22 protein-coding genes are annotated in these 25333 nt (G+C 33.5%); 16 read left to right on the top strand and 6 right to left on the bottom strand.

All coding sequences use genetic code 11. From position 1 onward, the window contains the following. Positions 1 to 30 precede the first annotated feature (30 nt). Positions 31 to 918, top strand: coding sequence for a carbon-nitrogen hydrolase (locus tag ACHRVX_RS03640; protein ID WP_395329319.1), 888 nt, complete (start codon positions 31 to 33; stop codon positions 916 to 918). Between the two features lie 141 nt (positions 919 to 1059). Here the strand turns inward: ACHRVX_RS03640 and ACHRVX_RS03645 are convergent, their stop codons facing one another. Beyond that, positions 1060 to 2325, bottom strand: coding sequence for an OmpA family protein (locus tag ACHRVX_RS03645; RefSeq protein WP_395329321.1), 1266 nt, complete (start codon positions 2323 to 2325; stop codon positions 1060 to 1062). Between the two features lie 220 nt (positions 2326 to 2545). After that, positions 2546 to 4069 carry a choice-of-anchor I family protein gene (locus tag ACHRVX_RS03650; protein WP_395329323.1) on the bottom strand — a complete coding sequence of 508 codons (1524 nt, stop codon included), beginning with the start codon at positions 4067 to 4069 and terminating at the stop codon, positions 2546 to 2548. Between the two features lie 186 nt (positions 4070 to 4255). On the opposite strand from ACHRVX_RS03650, the gene ACHRVX_RS03655 reads away from it, so the two are divergent. Beyond that, entirely contained in the window at positions 4256 to 5296 is a 1041-nt protein-coding gene (locus tag ACHRVX_RS03655) for an agmatine/peptidylarginine deiminase (protein ID WP_395329325.1), read from the top strand. A 230-nt stretch (positions 5297 to 5526) separates the two neighbouring features. Beyond that, positions 5527 to 6711, top strand: a complete 1185-nt coding sequence (locus tag ACHRVX_RS03660; RefSeq protein WP_395329327.1) for an endonuclease/exonuclease/phosphatase family protein — start codon at positions 5527 to 5529, stop codon at positions 6709 to 6711. Between the two features lie 67 nt (positions 6712 to 6778). Here ACHRVX_RS03660 and fahA read toward each other — a convergent pair whose 3' ends face one another. After that, the gene (gene fahA / locus ACHRVX_RS03665; protein ID WP_395329329.1) at positions 6779 to 8062 is read right to left on the bottom strand and encodes a fumarylacetoacetase; all 1284 of its coding nucleotides are present in this window, start codon (positions 8060 to 8062) and stop codon (positions 6779 to 6781) included. A gap of 108 nt (positions 8063 to 8170) precedes the next feature. Here fahA and glyA point away from each other — a divergent pair, with 108 nt between their 5' ends. The 6 genes from glyA (at position 8171) to ACHRVX_RS03695 (ending at position 12856) form a co-directional block, all read left to right on the top strand. Next, a complete protein-coding gene (gene glyA, locus ACHRVX_RS03670) occupies positions 8171 to 9445 on the top strand; it encodes a serine hydroxymethyltransferase (RefSeq protein ID WP_395329331.1) in 1275 nt (424 codons plus the stop codon). Between the two features lie 136 nt (positions 9446 to 9581). Continuing rightward, positions 9582 to 10175, top strand: a complete 594-nt coding sequence (locus ACHRVX_RS03675) for a tRNA-(ms[2]io[6]A)-hydroxylase (protein WP_073393768.1) — start codon at positions 9582 to 9584, stop codon at positions 10173 to 10175. A 289-nt stretch (positions 10176 to 10464) separates the two neighbouring features. After that, positions 10465 to 11505 (top strand): GMP reductase, encoded by a 1041-nt coding sequence (locus ACHRVX_RS03680; RefSeq protein WP_395329333.1) that lies wholly within the window; start codon positions 10465 to 10467, stop codon positions 11503 to 11505. 24 nt (positions 11506 to 11529) lie between these two features. Beyond that, entirely contained in the window at positions 11530 to 12027 is a 498-nt protein-coding gene (locus ACHRVX_RS03685) for a GNAT family N-acetyltransferase (protein ID WP_395329335.1), read from the top strand. Between the two features lie 43 nt (positions 12028 to 12070). Next, the gene (locus ACHRVX_RS03690; RefSeq protein ID WP_395329337.1) at positions 12071 to 12544 is read left to right on the top strand and encodes a nucleotidyltransferase substrate binding protein; all 474 of its coding nucleotides are present in this window, start codon (positions 12071 to 12073) and stop codon (positions 12542 to 12544) included. 3 nt (positions 12545 to 12547) lie between these two features. After that, positions 12548 to 12856 (top strand): nucleotidyltransferase domain-containing protein, encoded by a 309-nt coding sequence (locus tag ACHRVX_RS03695; protein WP_395329339.1) that lies wholly within the window; start codon positions 12548 to 12550, stop codon positions 12854 to 12856. Positions 12857 to 12873: 17 nt separating this feature from the next. Here ACHRVX_RS03695 and ACHRVX_RS03700 read toward each other — a convergent pair whose 3' ends face one another. Continuing rightward, positions 12874 to 13452 (bottom strand): pentapeptide repeat-containing protein, encoded by a 579-nt coding sequence (locus ACHRVX_RS03700; RefSeq protein ID WP_395329341.1) that lies wholly within the window; start codon positions 13450 to 13452, stop codon positions 12874 to 12876. A gap of 336 nt (positions 13453 to 13788) precedes the next feature. On the opposite strand from ACHRVX_RS03700, the gene ACHRVX_RS03705 reads away from it, so the two are divergent. The 5 genes from ACHRVX_RS03705 to ACHRVX_RS03725 all read left to right on the top strand — a co-directional run bounded on the left by ACHRVX_RS03705 (position 13789) and on the right by ACHRVX_RS03725 (position 19107). Continuing rightward, on the top strand, positions 13789 to 15054 hold the full coding sequence (locus ACHRVX_RS03705; RefSeq protein ID WP_395329343.1) for a BamA/TamA family outer membrane protein: 1266 nt from the start codon (positions 13789 to 13791) through the stop codon (positions 15052 to 15054). Positions 15055 to 15229: 175 nt separating this feature from the next. Beyond that, on the top strand, positions 15230 to 15904 hold the full coding sequence (locus tag ACHRVX_RS03710) for a response regulator transcription factor (RefSeq protein ID WP_395329345.1): 675 nt from the start codon (positions 15230 to 15232) through the stop codon (positions 15902 to 15904). A gap of 1 nt (position 15905) precedes the next feature. Next, positions 15906 to 17309: an ATP-binding protein gene (locus ACHRVX_RS03715; RefSeq protein ID WP_395329347.1), complete on the top strand. Its 1404-nt coding sequence runs from the start codon at positions 15906 to 15908 to the stop codon at positions 17307 to 17309. Between the two features lie 77 nt (positions 17310 to 17386). Next, positions 17387 to 18109 carry a hypothetical protein gene (locus ACHRVX_RS03720; RefSeq protein ID WP_395329349.1) on the top strand — a complete coding sequence of 241 codons (723 nt, stop codon included), beginning with the start codon at positions 17387 to 17389 and terminating at the stop codon, positions 18107 to 18109. Between the two features lie 47 nt (positions 18110 to 18156). Next, complete coding sequence (locus ACHRVX_RS03725; RefSeq protein ID WP_395329351.1) at positions 18157 to 19107, top strand: bestrophin family protein; 951 nt, start codon at positions 18157 to 18159, stop codon at positions 19105 to 19107. Between the two features lie 190 nt (positions 19108 to 19297). On the opposite strand, the gene ACHRVX_RS03730 is transcribed toward ACHRVX_RS03725, so the two are convergent. Next, a complete protein-coding gene (locus ACHRVX_RS03730; RefSeq protein WP_395329353.1) occupies positions 19298 to 20716 on the bottom strand; it encodes a PLP-dependent aminotransferase family protein in 1419 nt (472 codons plus the stop codon). A 103-nt stretch (positions 20717 to 20819) separates the two neighbouring features. Between ACHRVX_RS03730 and ACHRVX_RS03735 the strand changes: the two genes are divergently transcribed. Both ACHRVX_RS03735 and ACHRVX_RS03740 read left to right on the top strand, forming a co-directional pair. Continuing rightward, positions 20820 to 21737, top strand: coding sequence for an EamA family transporter (locus ACHRVX_RS03735; protein WP_395329355.1), 918 nt, complete (start codon positions 20820 to 20822; stop codon positions 21735 to 21737). A 481-nt stretch (positions 21738 to 22218) separates the two neighbouring features. After that, the gene (locus ACHRVX_RS03740; protein ID WP_395329356.1) at positions 22219 to 24495 is read left to right on the top strand and encodes an acyl-CoA dehydrogenase; all 2277 of its coding nucleotides are present in this window, start codon (positions 22219 to 22221) and stop codon (positions 24493 to 24495) included. A gap of 341 nt (positions 24496 to 24836) precedes the next feature. Here the strand turns inward: ACHRVX_RS03740 and ACHRVX_RS03745 are convergent, their stop codons facing one another. Next, positions 24837 to 25181, bottom strand: a complete 345-nt coding sequence (locus ACHRVX_RS03745; protein WP_395329358.1) for a 5-carboxymethyl-2-hydroxymuconate Delta-isomerase — start codon at positions 25179 to 25181, stop codon at positions 24837 to 24839. Positions 25182 to 25333 lie beyond the last annotated feature (152 nt).

Genomic DNA, 25333 nt, shown 5'->3' on the forward strand with positions numbered 1-25333 from the left:
TACTATTTTTGCACTTCTAAATTTTAAGTCATGCCGAAAAGAAAATATAAAATCGCCGTTATTCAGTTAAACCTAAATGACGTTGCCGAAAATAATCTTAAAAAATGTATCAGCTGGGTAAAAGATGCAGCCAATAAAGGAGCAGAAGTTATTTTACTACCAGAATTATATAGCAGCCATTATTTTTGCCAAAGTGAAGATGTAGATAATTTTGCATTAGCAGAACCACTTTACAGCACTTCGTTTATAGCCTTTAGTGCATTAGCAAAAGAATTAGGTGTAGTAATTATTGTTCCGTTTTTCGAAAAAAGAATGGCAGGAATTTATCACAACAGTGCTTATATTATTGATACTGACGGAACAGAAGCTGGTTTATACCGTAAAATGCACATTCCGGACGATCCACATTTCTATGAAAAATTCTATTTTACTCCAGGAGATTTAGGTTTTAAAGCAATTGAGACTAAAAAAGGAAAAATTGGAACATTAATTTGTTGGGATCAATGGTATCCCGAAGCAGCTCGTATCACAGCATTAAAAGGTGCTGAAGTATTGTTTTATCCTACTGCAATTGGATGGCATCCAAAAGAAAAAGAACAATATGGAGAAAACCAATACGGTGCCTGGATGAATGTAATGAAAGGTCACGCTGTTGCAAATGGAGTTTTTGTTGCCGCTGCAAACAGAATTGGTTTAGAAAAATATATAGAAGGAACAGAGGGAATTCAGTTTTGGGGAGCATCTTTTATTGCGGGACCACAAGGTGAAATTTTAGCTCAGGCATCTCACGATCAGGAAGAAATTTTAATTGCCGAAGTAGATTTAGACCTTCAGGAAAATGTACGTCAGAACTGGCCATTTTTCAGAGACAGAAGAATCGACGCTTTTGGAGATATTACAAAAAGAGCGATTGACTAATTCAGTTAATTTTATAAAAACAAAAAAGGACGAAATTTACATTTCGTCCTTTTTTGTTTTCTGTTTTATTCCTGCATTTTATAAAGCAAAAAAAATCCGCTTCAGAATTTCTGAAGCGGATTTTAAAAATATATAATAAGATTATTTCACTTGGAAAGTAACTCTTCTTACGATTTGACGAGCTTCTTTAGAATTTTTGTTCACAGAAGTATCTTCACCGTTAGCAATTACATTCAATCTTGAAGCATCGATTCCAGCATTTTCAGCTACTTTTTTCACAGCTTCAGCTCTTTTTCTTGATAATTCAGTATTGTAAGCAGAGCTTCCAATTTCGTCAGAATATCCAATGATATCTGCAGATTTACCAGGATTGTTTTTCAAGTATTTAACTAAGAAGTCAACACCAGATAAAGAAGCATTTGTTGGTTTAGAAGAGTTAAAGTCGAAATATACATTTACATAACCACCGTTAATCAATTCTTCAACAGTACTATTTGTTGCTGTTTGGCTACCTTGTTTAACATAAGTTTTGTCTAAATAGCTTTCTAATTCATCCGGAACACCATTTTGATTCGTATCAATAGATTGTCCTTTAGTATTTACAGCAACTCCAGAAACAGTATTTGGTTCTAAATCATATAGATCAGCAACACCATCTTTATCAGTATCAATTAAATTAGTTTCAATAGTTGTAACTCTGTCTTCTAATTTATTTAATCTTTCATTTTCTTCAGAATACCAGTCAGCATGTTTCGTGTTTTTACCTAGGTAAAAAGTCAAACCTACAGAAGCATTCAATAATACACCGTCTAATGAACCAGTTGTTGGAACACCTTGACCATCAAAGTTATGATTTTGTCTTCCGTTCACAATACCAGTAAGATCTCCAGTTAAAGCAACTCTGTTACTTAATCTAATTTGTCCAGTTAAACCCATGATTCCATGACCCATGTAATCTTTTCCGTCAAAACCTTCATCTGAGCTTAATTGAGAAACACCAAAACCACCATGTGCTAATAAACCAAATGTGTTTGTCCAGGTTTCAAAGTTTAAAGCTCTTCCAAGGTTAATTACCCCTTGTAAACTTGCTCTGTAATATTTGCTTTCGAATTCAGGAGTGTCATTGCGTTCCTGAAATTGATCATATCCAACATCGAATTTCAGACCAAATTTAGGATTAAACATATATCTTACACCTAAATCTGCGTGAAACGGACTAAGAGATTCAGTAGAGTAACCAGGAGTTATTGTTCTAAGCGGTTTATTTAATCCACCATTTAATTCAATAGACCATTTATTATAAGCAGGTTTTTCAATTGTAGTTTGAGCTGTCGTTGTTGCCATATTTTGTGCACCTGCAGCGAATGTTAATAATAAAAGCGATACTGAAGCTAATTTCTTTTTCATGATATCCAAATTTTTAATTTAATGTGATTATTAAGAGCCTTATTTTTAAACTCTGGAGCAAAATTATACTACGAGTTCTAAAATGTGTTCTATATGCTCTTACATAATTCCCATCTTTTGGGTTTTATTTGTGTAAATACGTTAACAGAAACAAAATATTTGGATAAAAAAATGGGCTAAATTCATCTTTAGCCCATTTTTAAAATTAGTAGTCAGGAAGTTATTTTAGATCCGGCTGATAGATTTTTATCGTTCCATCTCCCTCACTACTAACTATTAACAAACTTCTTTTAGTTGGACTTTTAGAAGCCGGAATAAATAAAATTCCTTCCGGAGCATCGCCGGTTTTTACAGTTTGCAAATATTGAGGCGCTGCAGGATTTGTTACATCATAAGTCATAAAAGAATCTGATCTTTCTAATCCAACAAACAGAATATTCTGACTTCCCATCTTAACCGCGACTACAGCTTCGGGTTCTGAGCCTTTATCATCACTGCGTTTATCATCATATGTTCCCAGTTCATTTGTTTTTTTATCGACATCATTTTTGCTGTCATAAACAATTTTTCCGGTATTTCCGTTCCAAATTGAAAAAGAACGCGCTCCAAAAGCCATCATTTCGTCAAGATCTCCGTCGCCGTCAGTATCACCCATATCAGCAATAAGATTTAATCTTCCTAAATTAGTTTCCAGTTTTAAAGTTGCAGCATCAGGAAAAACAGTTGCGTCAAGCTTCATATCTTTCATTCTTTTAATATCTGAATAAGCTGTATATTCTCTGGAATCCCCTTCATTAGCAGTAACAAAATACGGAACATTATTGGCTGAAAAATGACTAATTCCGTCAGGCATAAACATACCTTTTACTTTCCATGGGTTAAAAGCAACTTTATCATCTTTATCACTTACATCAATTGCGTTTTCGGCAGTATTAAAATCCTTAAAACCTAACGGATAAATTCCCGTAATGGTTTTAGAAGTCAAATCAACTTTTGCAACACCGTTATTTTCCTGTAAGGTTACCCAAGCCGTTTTAGAATCGTCAGAAATAGTCACATATTCAGGTTCGATATCCTGCGCAAAACTTTTTGCAAATTTCGAAATTCTAAAACCATCCTTTTGTAAAGCCGCAGCCTGTCCGCTTAAAGAAGCAAAATCTAAAGTAGTAACCGCATAATTATTCGCAACTTCAATAATAGAAATTGTACCGTTTGGATCTTGTGTGTAATCCGTATTTGGCTCTCCTTCATTAGCCGTCATAATATATTTTCCGTCAGGCGAAAAAGTCACCATATCCGGTAAAGCACCAACTGTTATTTGTTTAATCAAACTATAATCAGCAGTATTAAAAACAACCACTTTCCCGTTTCCTTGTTTGTTGATCGTTGATTCTAAAGCAACAGCTAGTTTTCCTTCATAAACAGCCACACTATTTGAGGCACCTTCATACGGAGTCAAATCTATTTTGCCAATTTTGGTAGGTTTAGCAGGATCAGTTAAATCAATAACGTCAATTTGGTTTGTTCCACTATTATTTACAGTAAAAAGCTTTTTTGTTTTCTCATCATAAGCCGTGATTTCAGCTGCGCCTTCGCCACCAATGGTAATGGAACCTATTTCCTTAAAAGTCCCCGGGTTTTCATTAACAACAACTTCAGGTTCTGTGTTGCTTGAATTTTCATCATTATTACAACTTACCATAATAGATAAAGCGGCTAATAATGAAATACTTAGTTTTTTCATTTTGATAGTTTTTAGTTTTGCCAAAAGTAATTAGCACAACTTCGGCGTATATTAAGAAGGTATTATTTAATCTTTAATTTAATTTTTATAATATGATTTAAGTTAGTTGCAATTTGATTTTAGATGTATTTTTTATAATCCTTCCGAATGTTTATCTTTGTACACTTTCAAATTTAGAATCACTTTATGTCAACAAATAATAGAAGATTTCCAGCAGAATGGGAAAAACAACAAGGTATTGTATTGTGTTTTCCGCATAATGGTAATGATTGGCCAGGAAAATATGATGCCGTTCAATGGGCTTTTGTAGAATTTATTAAAAAAGTAGCCACTTTTGAAACTGTTTTTTTGGTCGTAGCCGATGAAAAACTAAAAGAAAAAGTAGCCGAAATGTTAGAAAGAGCACGTGTAAATATTGCGAATGTTTCTTTCATTATTCATAAAACCAACAGAAGCTGGATGCGCGATTCAGGACCAATTGTTGTAAAAAATGGTTCGAAAAGAGAAGCACTGAATTTCAATTTCAACGGATGGGCAAAATACAAAAACTATCAATTAGATAAATTTGTCCCGGGCAAAATTGCTGATTTTATTGATGTTCCTTTAACACAAGTACTGTATAAAGGAAAACCTGTAATTGTAGAAGGTGGTGCAATTGATGTAAACGGAAGAGGAACTTTACTAACCTCAGAAGAATGCCTGATGCATCCATCCATTCAGGTTCGAAATAAAAATTTCACTAAAGAAGATTACGAAGCTGTTTTCAAGGAATATCTTGGAGTTACAAACGTAATCTGGCTTGGAGACGGAATAGAAGGTGATGATACTCACGGACATATCGACGACTTATGTAGATTCGTAAATGAAGATACCATCGTGACCATTATAGAAACCGATAAAAATGATGCCAACTACAAACCATTACAGGACAATTTAAAACGCTTACAGAACGCAAAGTTAGAAGATGGAAAATCGCCAACAATTGTAGCATTACCAATGCCAAAACGTGTAGATTTTGAAGATTTAAGATTACCGGCAAGTTATGCTAATTTTTTAATTCTAAACAATTGTGTTTTAGTTCCCACATTTAATGATAGCAATGATAGAGTTGCACTAAACATATTATCAGAATGTTTCCCGGACAGAGAAGTAATCGGAATAAGTTGTATCGATTTTATCTGGGGATTTGGAACCTTGCATTGTTTGAGTCAGCAAATTCCTGCCTAATAAAGCAAAAGAGTATTTTGCCACAGGTTAACAGTTATTATAATCTTTTAATCTTTGGCAAAATTATAAGCGAACGAAACATTAGGCAGAGCCTTTTTTATATTATTAAGCTGTCACTTTTATTGACAGCTTTTTTATTGACATATACTTAACATAGAGACGACAGGGCTTGCCGACAACAATCTTAAATTTGTTTAGTCAAAATGCACAAATGCAAATTCAATTTTATAATGAAAAAAATATTCTTTATCCTTTCCATTCTTTCTTCCGGAGCTGTATTCTCACAGTCTGATCTACAAAAAAACCTTGAACTTACATTTGCTACCTATAATGTTAGTATGGAATCTGAAAATTATTTTCCAAGAGGTACAAAGGGAAATTCAGAGAAAATACTGATCAATGAGCTTGAATCAGGAAATAATCTTCAAATTAAAAATATTGCCCAGATAATTCAGACCGTAAGACCGGATGTTATTCTACTTAACGAGTTTGATTACATTAAAAATCCTAAACGTGGAGTGAAAGCGTTTGTTAAAAATTATTTAAAAGTGAGCCAGGGCGGAGCAACGGCTATTGATTATCCTTACCATTATTACTCAACTGTGAATACCGGTCAGCCAAGTCCTTACGATTTGAACAATGACGGAAAGTCTGAAAATTTTGGTAGTGATGCATGGGGATTTGGCATGTATCCGGGTCAATATGCGATGATGATTTTGTCAAAATACCCTATTGATGTTCAGGCAGTTCGTACTTTTCAACATTTCAAATGGAAAGATATGCCGGAAGCATTGCTCACCAAAAAGCCGGATGGATCAGATTGGTATAGTAAAGAAGCATGGGCACAATTTCCATTATCTTCTAAATCTCACTGGGATGTTCCTGTTAAGATTGGCAATAAAACGGTTCATATTTTAGCTAGTCATCCCACACCTGCTTCCTTTGACGGTGAAGAGGATCGTAATGGAAAGAGAAATCATGATGAAATCAGGTTTTGGAGTGACTACATTTCAGACAATTCCGCTTCGTATATTTATGATGACAAAGGTGTGAAAGGCGGCTTAGCTGCGAATTCTCAATTTGTTATATTAGGTGATCAAAATGCTTCGCCGGTTGAAGGAAGCGCTATCGCAGAAGGTATAAAGTCACTACTTGCCAATACTAAAATTAACAGCGAACCTACACCTGCCAGTAAAGGTGGTGCTGAATATAGTCCTCAAAACCCTTTCGGAATTAACCATACTGCTTTTTGGAGAATGCGTGCTGATTATGTATTGCCTTCCAAACTTGGTTTCAAGGTTATCAACAGCGGTGTGTTCTGGCCTGCAAATGGTGAACCAATGTCAGAATTGGTTGAAAAACGCGAATCAAGTTCAGATCATCGTTTAGTTTGGGTAAAGGTGGTTTTGGAGTAAATATAAACATAAAAAAAGCCTTGAATAACAAGGCTTTTTTTATATTCTAACTTATTTTATTTTCTCTTCATGGTCTGATAAAAGGCGGTAACAATTGACTGCAAACCTCTCCAAAACCAAGACGTACTTCAGCATTTTCGCAGAATCCTCTAATGATAACCGTATCATTATCTTCGATAAATTTACGTTCGCTTCCATCTTTTAATTTTATCGGATTTTGTCCTCCCCAGGTCAATTCTAACATAGAACCAAAGCTATCAGGAGTAGGACCTGAAATCGTTCCTGAACCCATCATATCACCAGAATTTACGCGACAACCATTTGAAGTATGATGTGCTAATTGCTGTGCCATTGACCAATATAAATATTTGAAATTTGATTTAGAAACAATAGTTTCTTCGGCTTCCTCAGGTTTAATCGAAACTTCTAAATGAATATCAAAAGCCTTTTTTCCTTTAGTCTGTAAATAAGGCAGCGGCGACGGATCTTGTTTTGGACCTTTAGTTCTAAAAGGTTCAAGAGCATCCATAGTCACAATCCACGGAGAAATTGATGTAGCAAAGTTTTTAGCTAAAAATGGTCCAAGTGGCACATATTCCCATTTTTGAATATCGCGTGCGCTCCAGTCATTTAGTAAAACCATTCCGAAAATATAATCTTCGGCTTCATAAGTTGGGATGTTTTCTCCCATTATATTAACGTCGGTCGTAATAAAAGCAGTTTCCAATTCAAAATCTACCAGACGAGACGGACCAAAAACAGGATATTTTTCTCCATTTGGTAAAGTTTGCCCCATTGGTCTGTGAACCGGAATCCCTGATGGAACAATAGTAGAACTTCTTCCGTGATATCCTACAGGTATATGTAACCAGTTTGGTAATAAAGCATTTTCAGGATCACGAAACATTTTTCCTACGTTCGTTGCATGCTCTTTGCTGGAGTAAAAGTCAGTATAATCACCTATTAACACAGGTAATTGCATTTCGACATCATCAATTTGAAAAATAACAATATCCCGATCTTTTGTTGAATCTCTTAGTTGCGGATTTGTTTCGTCGAATATCTCGGAAATGCGATTTCGAACTAAACGCCATGTTTTTTTTCCATCAGAAATAAAATCATTAAGCGTGTCCTGCATGAACATATCATCAGTTAAATCTATTCCTGCAAAATAGTTTAATTGTTGTAAAGCCCCTAAATCTATAGCGTAATCGCCAATTCGTGTTCCTACTGTAACGACATTTTCTTTAGTAAGAAATACACCGAAAGGAATATTTTGAATAGGGAAGTCGCTATTTTCTGGCACTTCTAACCATGATTTTCTTTTGGTATCGTTAGCGGTTATTGGCATGTGAATGTTAATTATTTGTTGAAAAATTCTATGTCAAATATATCATAATCTAACAGTTTGACAAACGTTTTTTTGTATTTTTGCAGGAAATTAACGAAAAACGAAAAAATGCAACGCGACGAACAAATTTTTGACCTTATACTAGAGGAACAAGACAGACAAATTCACGGATTAGAACTTATCGCTTCAGAGAATTTTGTAAGTGATGAAGTAATGGAAGCAGCTGGTTCTGTTTTAACTAATAAATATGCCGAAGGATATCCTGGCAAAAGATACTACGGCGGTTGCGAAGTAGTAGACGTTATTGAGCAAATTGCAATTGACAGAGCTAAGGAATTATTTGGTGCTGAATATGCAAACGTACAGCCACACTCAGGTTCTCAGGCAAACACAGCAGTTTACCATGCATGTTTAAATCCTGGTGATACTATATTAGGTTTTGATTTATCTCACGGTGGTCACTTAACTCACGGTTCTCCGGTGAACTTTTCAGGTCGTTTATACAAGCCTGTTTTTTACGGAGTAGATGCAGAAACTGGTCGCTTAGACTATGATAAAATTCAGGAAATTGCAACTAAAGAGCAGCCAAAATTGATCATCGCAGGAGCTTCGGCTTATTCTCGTGATATGGATTTTGAGCGTTTCAGAGTAATTGCAGACAGCGTAGGAGCAATTTTATTTGCTGATATTTCTCACCCTGCGGGACTTATTGCAAAAGGATTAATGAATGATCCAATTCCACATTGTCATATTGTTTCTACAACAACACACAAAACATTACGCGGACCACGTGGAGGTTTGATCTTAATGGGAAAAGATTTCGAAAACCCACAAGGATTAAAAACCCCAAAAGGAGAAATCAGAATGATGTCGTCTTTATTAGATCTTGCAGTTTTCCCGGGAAATCAAGGCGGACCTTTAATGCATATTATCGCTGCTAAAGCCGTAGCTTTTGGTGAAGCATTAAAAGATGAATTCTTTACATACGCTATGCAATTACAAAAAAATGCAAACGCTATGGCAGATGCTTTTGTAAAAAGAGGATACAAAATTATTTCTGGCGGAACTGATAATCACATGATGCTTATTGACTTAAGAAATAAAAATATTTCTGGTAAAGAAGCTGAAAATGCATTAGTAAAAGCAGAAATCACTGTAAATAAAAATATGGTTCCATTTGATGATAAATCACCATTTGTAACTTCAGGAATCCGTGTAGGAACAGCTGCAATCACAACACGTGGTTTAGTTGAAGAAGATATGGAAACAATCGTAGCCTTAATCGACAGAGTTCTTGCTGATCATACAAACGAAGCAGTTATCGAAGAAGTAGCAAATGAAGTAAACGAAATGATGAGCGAAAGACCAATTTTCGTATATTAATAAAAAGTTTCAAGTTTAAAGTTTCAAGTTTAAAGTTTTGTGACGCGTAGAAAAACGTAAGCAAAACTTTAAACTTTTTTTGTTCCTAAAAGAACGTGAAACCTGAAACAAAAATAACAAAATAACTAAGAGAGACATGGGCGTATTAAGATTACAATTACCAACAGACCCAAGATGGGTAAATATTGTAGAAAAAAATATAGAAGAAATCCTGACAGATCACGCCTGGTGCGAGCAAAAAGCAGCAACAAACGCGATTACGATTATCACCAATAACTCAGAACATCAGGATTTGGTCAAAGATTTATTGGCTTTAGCCAAAGAAGAAATCGATCATTTTGAGCAGGTTCACAACATCATCATCAAAAGAGGATTAAAACTAGGCCGCGAACGCAAAGACGATTATGTAAATGAATTGTATTTATATATGAAGAAAAGCGGAGACGGAAGTCGGGTTTCAGGTCTTGTAGAAAGATTACTATTCTCAGCCATGATCGAAGCCAGAAGCTGCGAACGTTTCAAGGTTTTGTCTGAAAATATTCAGGACGAAGAATTGGCTGTTTTCTATAGAGATTTAATGGAAAGCGAAGCCGGACATTATGTTACTTTTATCACTTACGCCCGTAAATACGGAGTAGGAATCGACGTTGAAAAACGTTGGAGAGAATGGCTTGCTTACGAAGAATCAATCATCACGAATTACGGAAAAGGAGAAACGATTCATGGGTGATTTTTTTTAGTTTTCAGTCTCAGTTTTCAGTCTCACTCTAAAACTGTTTACTGCGACTGCGACTGAAAACTAAAACAGTTTGTCAAGTTTAGCGAAGTCGAAACGCATTCCAATTAGAAAAATTTTAGTATTCAATATAAAAAATCCGTTTAAATCTGCGTTTTCGCGATAGCGAATCCGTGTCATCCGCGTACCAAAATAAGCGCAAATTTTTCAATAATCTAAAGTCTAAAATCTACGTTCTAAAATCTAAATTTCTTACATTTGAAAGTAACCAAAATTCAAACTCATGAGAATAGAAACGGATTTAAAATTAGGGTTTAAAGATGTAATGATCAGACCAAAAAGATCCACACTAAAAAGCAGATCTGAAGTCTCATTGGAACAAAATTTTAAATTTTTGCACAGTACAAATAATTGGACAGGAATTCCAATCATGGCTGCCAATATGGATACTGTTGGAACGTTCGAAATGGCTCAGGTTTTAGCTGCAGAAAAACTTTTTACGGCCATTCACAAACATTATTCATTACAGGAATGGAATGACTTTCTAAAAAATGTAAATCCTGATTTCTACGATTATATTGCAATAAGTACCGGAACAGGAAAGGAAGATTTTAAAAAAATTGGACAAGTTATTACCGTAAATCCTTTATTGAAATTCATTTGCATTGATGTTGCAAACGGATATTCAGAACATTTTGTGCAGTTTTTAAAACAAACCCGAAAACAATACCCCGATAAAGTCATTATTGCCGGAAATGTCGTTACGGGCGAAATGGTCGAGGAACTATTATTGGCTGGAGCCGATATCGTAAAAGTTGGCATTGGTCCGGGATCGGTTTGTACAACACGCGTTAAAACAGGCGTAGGATATCCGCAGCTTTCGGCAATTATAGAATGCGCTGATGCAGCACACGGTCTTGGCGGGCATATTATTAGCGATGGCGGATGTAAAACTCCAGGAGATGTAGCAAAAGCTTTTGGCGCAGGTTCAGATTTTGTAATGTTAGGCGGAATGCTGGCAGGACATACTGAAAGTGGAGGAGAATTAATTGAAGTCAACGGCGAAAAATTCAAACAGTTTTATGGTATGAGTTCTACAACAGCAATGGACAAATATGTGGGCGGTGTGGCAGAATACAGAGCAAGCGAAGGAAAAACAGTTCAGTTGCCTTTTAAAGGTCAGGTCATTAATACAATATTAGATATTTTAGGAGGTTTGCGAAGTACTTGTACCTATGTTGGCGCTTCACGATTAAAAGAATTAACCAAACGAACCACTTTTATAAGGGTAAGCGAACAGGAAAATCAGATTTTTACAAAATAATAAAAAGCATTTTTAAAATATAATATGATTACAATTTCAGCAGCAACAATAAACGATATTAAACTAATTCAGGAAATAGCACATACAACCTGGCCCATAACTTATGGCGAAATTCTATCAAAAGAGCAGTTAGATTATATGTTGGATCTTATTTATTCTGATGAAGCTTTAAACAATCAATACAATAAAAAAGAACAATTATTTTATTTGATTTCTGAGGATGAGGTTACATTAGGTTTCATCGGAATTGAGCATAATTATAAAGGAGAATCAGTTACAAGGATTCATAAAATATATCTTTTACCTGAAACACAGGGAAAAGGAATTGGAAAAAATGTGATTGACGAAATTGAGAAATTTGCTTTAAAAAATAATTCAAGAACTTTGTCCTTAAACGTAAATAGATTTAATGCTGCTTTAGGATTCTATAAAAAAATAGGATTTGAAGTTGTTGATGAGGTAAATATTGAAATTGGGAATGGTTATTTGATGGAAGATTATGTCATGGAGAAAAGATTGTGATTTCTTTAAATTTAAAAAATACTAACTTTGTATAAAAAATAATATGGAAGATGTACGGTGGGAACAAAGATTTTCAAATTTTAATAAGGCATTACTAAAGTTAGAGGAATCCGTAAATTATATTAAACATAATTATTTAGATAGTGAAAATGAACTTGACACTGAGAATTTAGGATCGGTAGTTGAAGAGCTAATTAAAGAAGGACTTATTCAAAGATTTGAATATACTCATGAACTGGCTTGGAATGTAATGAAAGATTATGCTTTTTTTCAGGGAAATTCCACAGTTGGTGGTTCCAGAGATGCAACAAGAGAAGCTTTTAGATTACTTATAATTGAAAATGCTGAAATATGGATGGACATGATTCAGAGCCGTAATAAAACTTCACATACTTATAATGAGGAGATTGCACATGAAATATTTGCCAAAATAATTAATGATTACTTCCAGCTATTTTTAGATTTTCAAATAAAAATGGAAGAAAAAAGAAGCGGTGAACAAATTAATTTAATCTAATTTATGAGTTATTTTGGAATTTCTTCAAATTATATAACTAAGATCAATTCAGTTTTTAGTCAATATTCGAATATTGATGAAGTCATCATATTTGGCTCAAGAGCAAAAGGTAATTATAGAGATAACTCTGATATTGATTTTGCAATTAAAGGCGAATTAATTAGTTTATCAACTTTACAACAGATCGAGAATAAATTAGAAGAGTTGTATATTCCTAATTTTATTGATTTAATAATTTTTGACAAAATTGAAAATAATGATTTAATCGATCATATCAACAGAATAGGAAGGCAATTTTATAAAAGAAAGTAAGCTTCTTAGAAAATTTACTATATCACAACAATATCATGCTTAAACAGCAGACCTTTTATTTCCTTTAAAGCAAAAACTGCTTTCTTTAGTTTGGTTTTTGATGGATCAATAGTATAATTGTAGCTCGTTTTAAAATCAGCTTTATTGGCGATGGCTTTGTCAAATTCAGAACGATATAAGTCGCAATTATCAAACAAAACGCTCGTAAGATCCGTAGCCATAAAATCGACTGCAATTAGGCTGCAATTAGTAAATGTTGTTCCTTTTATCTTTAGCGTATAAAACTTCGAAAAATCCAGAATACAATCGTAAAAATGAACTTCGAAAATAAGTTTATCACACATTGCAAAATTCACTTCTTTGATCTCGCATCTGTTAAAAGTTGCTGTTCTAAAAGCAACATAATTGATTTTAGCCTCGGTAAAAATACAATCGTTAAAAATGCAGTCAATAAAAGTAACAGCTAAAAAAGTACAGTCAGAAAAATTACAATTATTAAAAGTACAACATTCAAAATCCTTAAAATTAGCATCATCTCTGCCATAAGTAATAGTTTCGTATTCTTTATCAAGGAAATATTCTGAAGCTTTTTTCAATGTTGTTTTTGATGATTGTTTGAGACCGAAAGATAATAATTAGGTCGCATTATTTAGTTACTTATTCGTGTTTAATTTTTATTTAAAAATAATATTTCTCAATAAATTAAGTCGTTTAATTTTTGAGTTTGGTAAAAAAACTTAAGGAATAGTAACGTAATTAAACCCAATTTTTGATTATGAAATTAGGACCAATATTGCAGGGAAACTTTTTATATTGATGGCTTTTTTTTGACTTAAAAGAATGTTCTTTACTATTTTAATTTTGTAAAATATTGAAAATAAGGTATATTTTTACATAGGTTGAATGTTTATTCATGAATTTAAAACTTTCAAATGATAAGATTTTTAAAAAATAAATACTTTTATCGTTATAAGATCTTAGGGTTCGTGTTATTCATTTCATTAAATTCAATAGCCCAGACTCAAAATACTTCTCCTGAAGTATGTCCGCCAAGAACAATATTGGAAATCTTTAAAAAGAAAGATTCTGTATATGTTGTGAAACCCACAAAAAACAATTTTTTCTTGGTTATTCCTGCAATTGGTTCTCAGCCCGCAACCGGATTTTTCTTTGGTGCAGTTGCACAATATACTTTTAAAGGAAAACAGGAATCTGATAAATATTCTGTGGCAAATTTGGGAATTACGTATACCACAAAAAAGCAATTACTGGTGAATGTCAAAAATAATATCTTACTCAAAAACAACAAGATTTTTTTAAGTGGCGATTATCGATTGTACATTTTCTCTCAGCCTAATTACGGATTAGGAACAAATATTATCCCTAATCATAGCCATAATGAAAATTTTAGTATTGATTCTATCGCACAACCAATGGATTATGATTATTTTAAATTTCACCAAACAGCATCTTTTGAAGTATATAAAAATTTTTATGTTGGCGGAGGAATAAATCTCGATTGGTATTCCAGTATAAAAGACAAGGATTTAGATATCGAAAACGGAAAATATACTTATCACTATAATTATAGTCAAAAACATGGATTTAATGATTTAGAATATTTCTTAAATGGTATAAGCCTAAACCTGGTCTATGATTCCAGAGACAATCAGGTCAATTCAAATCGCGGATGGTTTGCTAATATTAACTATCGTTTTAATCCCGTTTTGTTTAACAACCAAGATTACAGTAATGTTTTATATGCCGAATATCGCCATTTTATACCCGTTTCGAACAAAGATAAAAGATATATTTTAGCTATTTGGACTTACGGGCAATTTGTAACCAGAGGAAAAGTTCCTTATTTAAATTTGCCCGCAATAGGTTGGGATCAGCGCAGTCGGAGTGGAGAAGGATACACGCAGGGATTATTTAGAGGAAACGGATTGATTTACCTTTCAACAGAATTTAGATTCCCAATAACCTGCGATGAAATGATAAGCGGGACTGTTTTTACCAATTTTGTAACGGCAAGTAATGTCGATAATAAAATACCACTTTTTAACTCAGTTCAGCCTGCTGCGGGAATTGGCTTGCGAATTTTAATTGATAAAAAAACGCGCACCAATCTAATTGTTGATTATGCGTGGGGAAATAATTCGAAAGGATTTTATCTGAATGCAGGAGAATCATTTTAGAATTTCGACTAAATAATATACAGCATCAAATCATAAAAGCAAAAGTATTTATTATCATGAATGCTTTTTTGTAGTTACTAAAAGTTATTGTTCATAATTAAATCATAATTTATAACTATTGTGATTTAAATTTTTAAACTCAATCCTTATTTTTGTTATAGATACATTAATCAAAATGAAATTACTTATAGTCGAAGACGAACCAAATCTTTTGTCCATTTTACGTAAAGGATTTGCCGAAAATAATAACGAAGTTAGTGTCGCCATGGACGGTACAACAGCGCTTGAAATGCTTCATAACTATAATTTTGATGTAGTAATTCTGGATGTGATGTTGCCGGATATTAACGGAATTGAAATTTGCAGAAGGTTGCGTGCCAGTAAAAATTTCATTCCTGTTTTGCTTTTAACAGCCCTTGGAACTTCAGAAAATATTGTAACCGGACTCAATGCCGGTGCAGATGATTATTTAGTTAAACCATTTAAATTTGGAGAACTTGATGCAAGAGTAAACGCTTTGCACAGAAGAGCACATCAGGAAACCGAAAAAATTGACAGCATAACAGTTGGAGATTTAGAGATTAATGCACGCGCTAAAACAGTAAAAAGAGACGGTGAGTCCATAATTTTAACCGCCAAGGAATTTAAATTACTGTATTATTTAGCTAAAAATAGCGGAAGAATTGTTTCCAGAGATCAGATTCTGGACAATGTCTGGGACATTAATTTTGATATGAATACCAACGTTGTTGACGTTTATATCACATATTTGCGAAAAAAAATAGATAAACCTTTTGATACCAAACTCATTCATACCATGAAAGGTTTAGGTTATGTTATAAAGCCATAAAATGGATATAAGAAAAAAAATTACTTTTACTTATGTATCACTTTCCACCTTTAGTACTTTACTATTGTGTATCGTTGTTTTTGTTTTGTTTCGGGAAAATAACCGATATCACTTCTTAAAGCGATTAGAGGACAGAGCTAAAATTGTGGCTTCGATTCATTTTCAAAACGATCCTGAAAAAAGCAAGTATTACAGTGAATTAAAAAAGAACGGACTGGAAGAACTTATTGAAGAAGAAGAATTTGTTCTTAAAATAAACAGTGCTAATAGTTTTGATTATAATACCAAATTAAATTTACCAAACGAGTTTTACACCAATGTTTTAACAACTGGAGAAGACTATTTTGAAGTAAATAGCAAATATTATTTAGGACAGGTTTTTAAGGAAAACAATCAAAAATACATTGTAATAGTTGGCGCAAGAGATCGAAGAGGAAAAACTACCACTATATTTATCGCAAAAATATTAATTTTTGGAGGTTTCGGATTCATACTTTTAGCGTTCTTTTTAGGTCGTTTTCTTGCGAAACGCGTTATTAATCCAGTTGCAAGAATCACTAAAGAAGTAAATAGAATTAGTGCTTCAAACCTTCATAACAGATTGCCGCAAGTTAAAAACTCAGATGAAATTTCAGATCTTACCGAAACCTTCAATGATATGCTGGATCGTCTGGAAACTTCATTTGAAATTCAGGCGAATTTTATAAACAATGCTTCCCACGAACTAAAAACGCCAATTACCACCATTATTGCCGAGTCTGAAATTATGCTTCTAAAAGAAAGAGATGTTTCAGAATATGTAGAATCCTTAGGAAATATTTACAATCAGGCTTCAAAATTAGGAAACCTGACCGAAAGCTTATTGAAACTCACACAAACAGGTTACGATGGCAAAAAACAAGTATTGGATATTGCCAGAATCGATGAATTATTAATGGATGTAAAATCAGATCTTGATAAAATTTATCCTGACAATCGTGTGAGCATGAAATTTAATTTTGCACCCCAGGATTCCAACTTACTTTTAATTCCGTGCAACAAACCGCTTTTAGAACTTGCTATTAATAACATCGTTACAAACGGAGTAAAATATTCAGACAATAATGAAGTTTTTGTAACGCTTTCTGCCAATCAGGAATCGATTAAAATTGCTATTAATGATATTGGTATAGGAATTCCGCCAGAAGATATTCCGCATTTGTATGAACCATTTTTTAGAGGAAAAATTGCCACCAAATATATAGGATATGGTTTAGGACTTCCTCTGGCATCAAAAATTATTCGCATGCACGATGGCGAAATACAAGTACAATCAGAGCAAAACAAAGGAACAATTGTAACTATTGTTTTCAATAAATCAAAAATCAGGAAAAACAACATTAAAAAATCTAATGTTGAATCTTAGAAAGTTCTAATTTTAAATTAAGACTCTTCTAATTTTGCAGGACTTATTTTGTATGTATAAACTAAACGATTATACATATGAAAAATTTCCTAATACCTACGACTTTAAAAGATGATACTATTTGTGCTGTAAAGTCAGCAGTGGATCAGGCAAAATCATCAGGATGTGAAATCATTTTAATGATGGTTTCAGATGCTCCGGATACTTTTTCATCATCAGGATATTTGCGTGAAATGCGTACCGGACTTACTGCAAGTCAGGAAGAAGTACTTGAAACTTGTCGCTACATTATAGATCACACACCAAACTGCAAAATAAAAGTTCACAACCAGTACGGACTTTCATCTCCTATATTTAAACGTATCATTGATGTTTTCTCAGTAAAACTAATTGTTTTGACGAACTCTTACAAGCAGGAAACAAAACGAATTCATCAATATCTGATACAATTGGCAGCCAATCAAAAATGTCCAATTTTACATTTAGGAACAGAGAAATACAAGGAAGATTTTAATAAAGCACTTTACATCGAGAACGCGCGTGCCAATATGCATGTTAAGGATGTTCAGCAATTTTTGAACGATAATTTTTCATTCGAAATCGTAAGTCAGACTTCTAATTTTGATGATAACTACGAAAAATTTGCACCTTATTTATCAGAAGCCATTTCAAAATACGATATTGATTTGTTAGTTGAAACTCGCAAAGGAGAAAAAATCAAATTCAAGAAAACTAAAAAAGAAAATATAAATGACAAACTTGGACTTCCGGTTTTGTCTTTATATGAAGAAATGGCATAAGACCAAATTAGTTCCAGAAAAAGATTAGTTAATTTAAAACCGAAAATATGTTATTAAAGAAAAGAATACCAATGAAGTACGTTCTCGGGAAAATTAAAGTAGAACTATGTCTCGTATTGACTTACACTATATTATTTGAAATATTTCACAACTATTTCATCAATCTGCCAGTAGATATCCCGATTGCAATTCCAACAATGATTGGAACAATTATATCCTTATTATTAGCTTTTAAATCAAACCAGGCTTACGACAGATGGTGGGAGGCACGAATTGTCTGGGGAGCAATAGTAAATGATTCCAGAACATTAATTCGTCAGGTTTTGACATTTTACAAAGACCCTGATTTTTCTGTAGAAGCAAATGAATTCAAAGAAAATTTTGCCAAAAGACAAATTGCGTGGTGTTATAGTTTAGGACAATCTTTAAGAAATAAAGATGCCTTAAAACCGCTTGAAGGCTTGATAAGCGAAGAAGAAATGCGTTTTGTACAAAATCATCAAAACATTCCCAATGCTATTTTGCTTTTGCATGCAAGAGATCTTAGAAATGCTAAAAATGATAAACGCATCAATATGTATCAGCAAGTTGAAATTGACAATACATTATCAAGATTGTGTGATGAAATGGGTAAATGTGAGAGAATTAAGAACACTATTTTCCCCACCACATACAGTATGTATATCAGAATGACCTTGTGTTTGTTTATTATATTATTGCCTTTTGGATTAATTAGTGTTTTAAGCTGGTTTGCAATTCCGTTAATTACCGCAATTGCCGGAGCTTTCTTTCTAATCGAAAAAATGGCAATTCATTTACAGGATCCATTCGAAAACAGACCTACAGATACTCCTGTAACAACAATTGCCAATACAATTGAAAAAAATATCACACAAATGCTTAATGAATACCAAAGCGAATTTGATATCATTAATGAATTTCATCTTCAGCCGGAGGTTAAAAAAGCAGAAAAAAATAATGCTTATTATGTTTTATAATTAAATTGATTTTGGTTTCAATTTGTTAGCCGGACAACGTGTATAAAAACTGTTGTCTGGCTTTTTTTTATTACAAATAGATTTTAAACTTGTTAATAAAAATATTGATTATATACACTAATTCCAGATTAAAGAATTAAAATAATCCGCGATAATCCGTTTAACCCGTCTAATCTGTGGGCAATTTAAATTACCTATGAAGCAATTTACCTAAAATCTGTATAGATTGTCTCAGTTCATTCGTCCAGGGTAAACCAAAACTTAGTCGCATACAATTTGAAAACTGATCCTGAAAAGAGAAAATCCTGCCAGGAGCGATACTAATATTATGCTGCATTGCCAGATGATAGAATGCTGCAGTATCAATACTTTTATCCAGTTCTATCCAAAGAAAAAATCCACCTTGCGGCTGACTTACCTTCGTTCCTTTAGGAAAAGATTCCAGAACAGTATTAATATAATTGTTACAATTATGATTCAAAATCTGTCGTATTTTTCGAAGATGATTCTCATATCTGCCATTTTTAAGAAAATCCCCAACAACCTGATGCGTAATAGTAGGCGAGGAAAGCGTATGGTAAATTTTGTTGCGTAAAATTTCCTTTTTAAATTTCCCCGGCGAAACCCAACCGACGCGATATCCTGGAGCCAGAGTTTTAGAAACCGAACTGCAGCATAATACAATGCCGCTTTCATCATAGGTTTTACAATTTGTAGGTCGGCTGGAGCCAAAGTACAAATCACCGTGAATATCATCTTCAATCAGCGGAATATTATAAAATTCCATTAATTTCACCACTTCAATTTTATGTTCCGCCGGCATCATACTTCCGGACGGATTACTGAAATTACTCATCAGCAAGCACAATTTTACCTTTTTAGTCGAAAGTGCTTTTTTTAATGCATCCAGTTCAATTCCCGTCGTCATATTGGTAGGCAATTCCATGATATACAATCCCAGCGATTTAGCGAGTTGCAAAATGCCAAAATACGCAGGACTTTCAGTAATAATTGTATCTCCGGGTTTTGTTAGCGTCATTAAACAATGCGATATAGCACTTGTACAACCCGGCGTTGTAATAATATCTTCTTCTGTAAGCGATCCGCCCCAGGTAAACGACCATCTGGCAATTTCCTTTCTTAAATTCGGATTTCCTTTTACCTGCTCATAACTCGTTCCGCTATTGGGTAATTCTCGCATTGCCTGAATCATTCCCTTGTTTAATTTTGCAATAGGCAAAAGCTCATTTGACGGAAATCCTAACGAAAGCATCGTAATATTTTTATCTGTCATATTCCCGTAAACCTGATCGATCAAATCTTCACGATCAATATTCACACATTTTAAAATAGGACTGCTTGGCGAAGGTTCTGTAATAATTCGTGCCGATGTATTACTAACATAATAACCGGATTGCGGACGCGATTCAATGAGCGATCTGCTTTCTACTTCATAATACGCTTTACTTACCGTGCTCATGCTGTAGCCTGTTTCCGCACAAACTTCTCGGATTGATGGCAGTTTATCTCCAACATTTAAAACACCGGATTTTATCTGTTTTTCGATCCTGTCAGCAAATTGCAGATATAAGTAATTGGAATTTCGCATAAAAAAAAACTGTTATGGTGCAATTTACAAAAACTGTATCTGTATTGCTGTTTTATTTTTTAGAAATTTGCTTTATTAAGAAAACCAAACAAAACCAAGATTCGTGAAAACAACAAAATACTACTTAGCCGCAATAACCTGTTTTATAATCTGGGGATTTTTTAGTTTGGTTTTAAAACCAATACACGAATATCCGTCTCTTGATATTTTATTCTATCGTGTATTTAGCTGTAGTATTTTAATGTTGATTATTGCTTTTACCTTCAAAAGAAAAAGAATAAAAGAAGCAATTGCAACTTTTAAATCAATGCCGGCTTTTGAGAAACGTAAAACAGTTTTATTAAACATTGGCGGAAGCGTTTTTTTAATGGCAAACTGGTTTACATTTATTTATGTAATGAATCATGTTAGCGTAAAAGCGACTTCATTAGCCTATTTGGTTTGTCCCATTTTAACCACATTGCTGGCGTATTTTATATTGCATGAAAAACTTAGCAAAACCCAATGGATGGCTGTAGGATTAAGTATTTCCGGCTGTGTACTTTTATCGTATGCCAATATTATGGATATGTTTTTTAGTATTATTATTGGTTTTACTTATGCGTCATATTTAGTAAGTCAGCGTGTCAATAAAGGTTTTGATAAATTTATAATATTGACGTTTCACATTACATTGGCGGCTTTATTTTTAGTGCCTTTTTATCCCGCATACAGCGGTCCGGTTCCCACAGAATTTAAGTTTTATTTCTGTATAGAAACCATTGCAATTTTGTTTACGATTTTTCCTCTGTTCCTTAATTTATACGCCCTTTCCGGCATTAATTCATCAACAGTGGGAATGCTTTTAAATATAAACCCAATGATTGCTTTTCTGTTGGCAATTTTTGTGTATCACGAACCCATTGGGAACATACAAATTATAGCTTATAGCATTATTTTTCTTGCAGTATTGGTTTTTAATTCGCATCATATTTTTGCCATGAAGCAAAAGTTCACGACAATATCCAAAGATTCGAAGTAACGTTAGGTTATTATTTTTTATTGGTTTAAAATGTTAATTACCAGAATCTTTACAGGATATTCAAAACAGGAATGATATTTTCATTCCTGTTTTTTTTATGTACTCTATTGTTATGTTTTTTTTGCCACTAATTACACGAATTTTTTATTCTGTTTGGTAACAAAAATAATTCATTAATTTCTGCCAAAAGAATTAAAATTTATAGATCTGGCAAATAAAAAATTCGAGAAAATTAGTGCAATTCTTGGCAAACCTTTTTTTACTCTCAATAAACTTTAATTAAAATTACCAGAATCTTAACAGCATATGTAAGCAAGAATGAGTATTTTCATTCCTGCTTTTTTACGCAATAAAATGTAGAAAAGTTGTCAACAGATTTAGAGATTAAAATGATTTTTTAAATTATTGTAATTATTTCATCTGTAAATCCTGATAGTTATCTGGAGTGGCGAAAAAACAATACAAACAGAACTATATTTATATGAAAAATACCAAACTTCAAGCCTTTATTCCGTTATTTTATTTAGTGTGGTCGGATGATTTGCTGACTCAGAAAGAGTTTACAACCATTCAGACATTTATCAATGATTTGACCTGGCTTTCGCCCGAAGAAAAGCAACAACTTATTTCCAGATTAGATATTTCAAATCCGCCATCGCGAAATGAACTCGCGCAATGGAAATTAGATATTGAAAACAGCATTCAGAATAAAGACGATATAAAATCTATTTTTGATATTGCCGTTGCGCTTTCAGAAAAAGATCTCGATATTTCGAAATTAGAATCTGATTTTATAAAATTAGAAAATGATCTTGGAATTTTGGGCGAAGAAGCGCTTCAGAATTTCAAAACCAAAGCCCATTCTTTTACGGCAAATTCAAAAACCAACAGCGATTTTGATATTCAGAAAATAACTGACATTTTAAACGGGAAAGAAGCAGCGATAATCAACAAAGTAAAATCGGTTATTTCAAGACCTGAATTTGCTTATGAGACCTCGACAGATATTAATGTGTATCGTCAAACCGTTTACAATTGGTGTAAAATTCTCGCAGAAGAAAATCTGGGAAATATGGCATATCCTGCACGACATGGCGGAGGAGAAAACATAGCGGATTATTTTGCCATTATGGAAACCTTAAGTTACCATGATTTGAGTTTAGTGATAAAATTTGGCGTTCAGTTTGGACTTTGGGGAATGAGCGTTCAGTCCTTAGGAACCGAAAAACATTATGCCAAATACTTAAAAGATATTGGTTCTTTAAAAATACCGGGCTGTTTTGCAATGACCGAAACACATCACGGTTCAAACGTAAAAGGACTGGAAACTACAGCAACTTATAATCATAACGATCAAACGTTTACAATTCATACGCCCAATAAAAATGCGCAGAAAGAATATATTGGGAACGCAGCGATTCACGGACAAATGGCAACCGTTTTTGCTAAATTAATTATCGATGGTCACGATTATGGCGTAAATGCATTTGTTGTACCGCTAAGAGATACAAGCGGAAATACGTTAAACGGAATCACGATTGGTGATTGCGGACATAAAATGGGATTAAACGGCGTAGATAACGGAACAATTAGTTTTGATAATGTCGAGATTCCAAAAGAAAATATGCTGGATCGTTTTGCTTCGGTGAACGATAAAGGCGAATTTGAAAGCCCGATTCCAAGTGATAACAGACGTTTCTTTACCATGTTAGGTACTTTAGTTGGAGGACGAATCGGGATTCCGCGCTCCGCTTTGGCTGCAGCCAAATCAGGATTGACCATTGCCATTCGATACAGCGATCAACGTAGACAATTTGGACCGGAAGGAGGATCAGAAGTTCCGATTTTAAATTACAGAATGCACCAACGCAGATTATTTCCGCCGTTAGCAAAAACCTATGCCGTTCATTTTGCCTTGCAATATCTCACAAAACGTTTCCTGAATAAAACAGAACCGGAAATGCAGGAAATCGAAGCTCTTGCTGCCGGAATGAAATCATATTCAACCTGGTCAACAAGAGATATTTTACAGGAATGCCGCGAAGCAATAGGAGGAAAAGGATATTTATCTGAAAACAGAATCGATGCCTTAAAAAATGACACCGAAATATACACCACTTTTGAAGGGGATAATACCGTTTTGATGCAATTAGTAGCTAAAAACCGTTTATCTGAATTTAGAAAAGCGTTTGGAGAAATGGGAGCTGCAGGTATTATTAATTATGTTTACGAAAATGCCAAAACAGCCCTTACAGAAAAAAATCCTATTGCAACCCGTAAAACAGATGATGAACATTTGCTGGACGAAGAGTTTCATTTACAGGCTTTTATTCATAGAGAAAAAACAATTCTGGCTTCGGCAGCACGACGTATTAAAAAATTAGTTGATGGTGGTTTAGAATCTTATGATGCTTTTAATGTAGTTCAACACCAAATGATTGATGTCGCTCAGGCGTATTTAGAAAGGGTAATTTTAGAACAATTTCAATTAGCAATAAAAGAAGTCGAAGATATAAAATCAAAAGAAATATTGACAAAACTAAATCAGTTATACGCGCTTTCTCAAATAGAAAAAAACAAAGCGTGGTATCTTGAAGATGGTTATATGGAGGCTGTAAAGACAAAAGCAATCCGTAAAATAGTCAATCAGCTTTGTTGGGATATTCGTCCGGATGCCGTTTCATTAGTCAACGCTTTTGATATTCCGGAAAGTTGTCTGGCGGCGCCAATTGCTGTTCATTTAGAAGAAAGAGAATAGAAGAAAGAGAATAGAAGAAAGAGAATAGAAGAAAGATTTTAGATGCAAGAGAATAGATTTTACCAGAGCTTTGTCAAAGTATTAAAATTGACAAAGCTTCCCTTTTTGTTAAAAGTAAATCTGCTCAATCTGCAAAATCTGCGAGAGATAAAAAAATCCCTCATTTAAAAAAAATGATTTTATGGAAATTCGCAGGATAATCATTGGATTATTTAAAAGTAGAAAAAATCATTTCAAATCCATTTAATCAGTTGTAAAAAAAACAATAATATTCCATACAAATACTACAACACAATGACTTAGGTATAAAATTATTTATATCATTAAACTAATAAATAATCCTAAATCATAGTTTTGTTAAAATAACTCGCTTTCTCGAAATCCATTATATTGATTGAAATTACTGGAACTTCGGGAAGTATTTCATTTAGTTTAGATACAATTGCTTTTGATAATTTTGCTTTTTGATCTGTATTTCGACCTTCCATAATATATCCAAACACATGAATAAAATCGTCTAGGGAATTTCCATTATTATAATACGAAAACGGATTAATACGGACTTTAATTTCAGTCGTAATAAAAAGATCTGTTGATAATGCCGAATTAAAAACTTCCTGCATGATTTCATCTGCAGATTTTAACCGAAGCACATTTTCTGAACAATCAATGATAAAATGAGGCATTTGTATTTACTTTTTAAATTAGAAATTGAAGATACTCAAATTTAAAAATAAATTTAAAAGCTTTTCATTATAATTTCCGTGTTACGAAAATTCAAAAATTGCGACCTATAAATAATTCACATTTGTATTCACACTTTCTTATATTTGTGGGT

Source organism: Flavobacterium sp. FlaQc-47 (assembly GCF_044006475.1).
Taxonomy (GTDB): domain Bacteria; phylum Bacteroidota; class Bacteroidia; order Flavobacteriales; family Flavobacteriaceae; genus Flavobacterium.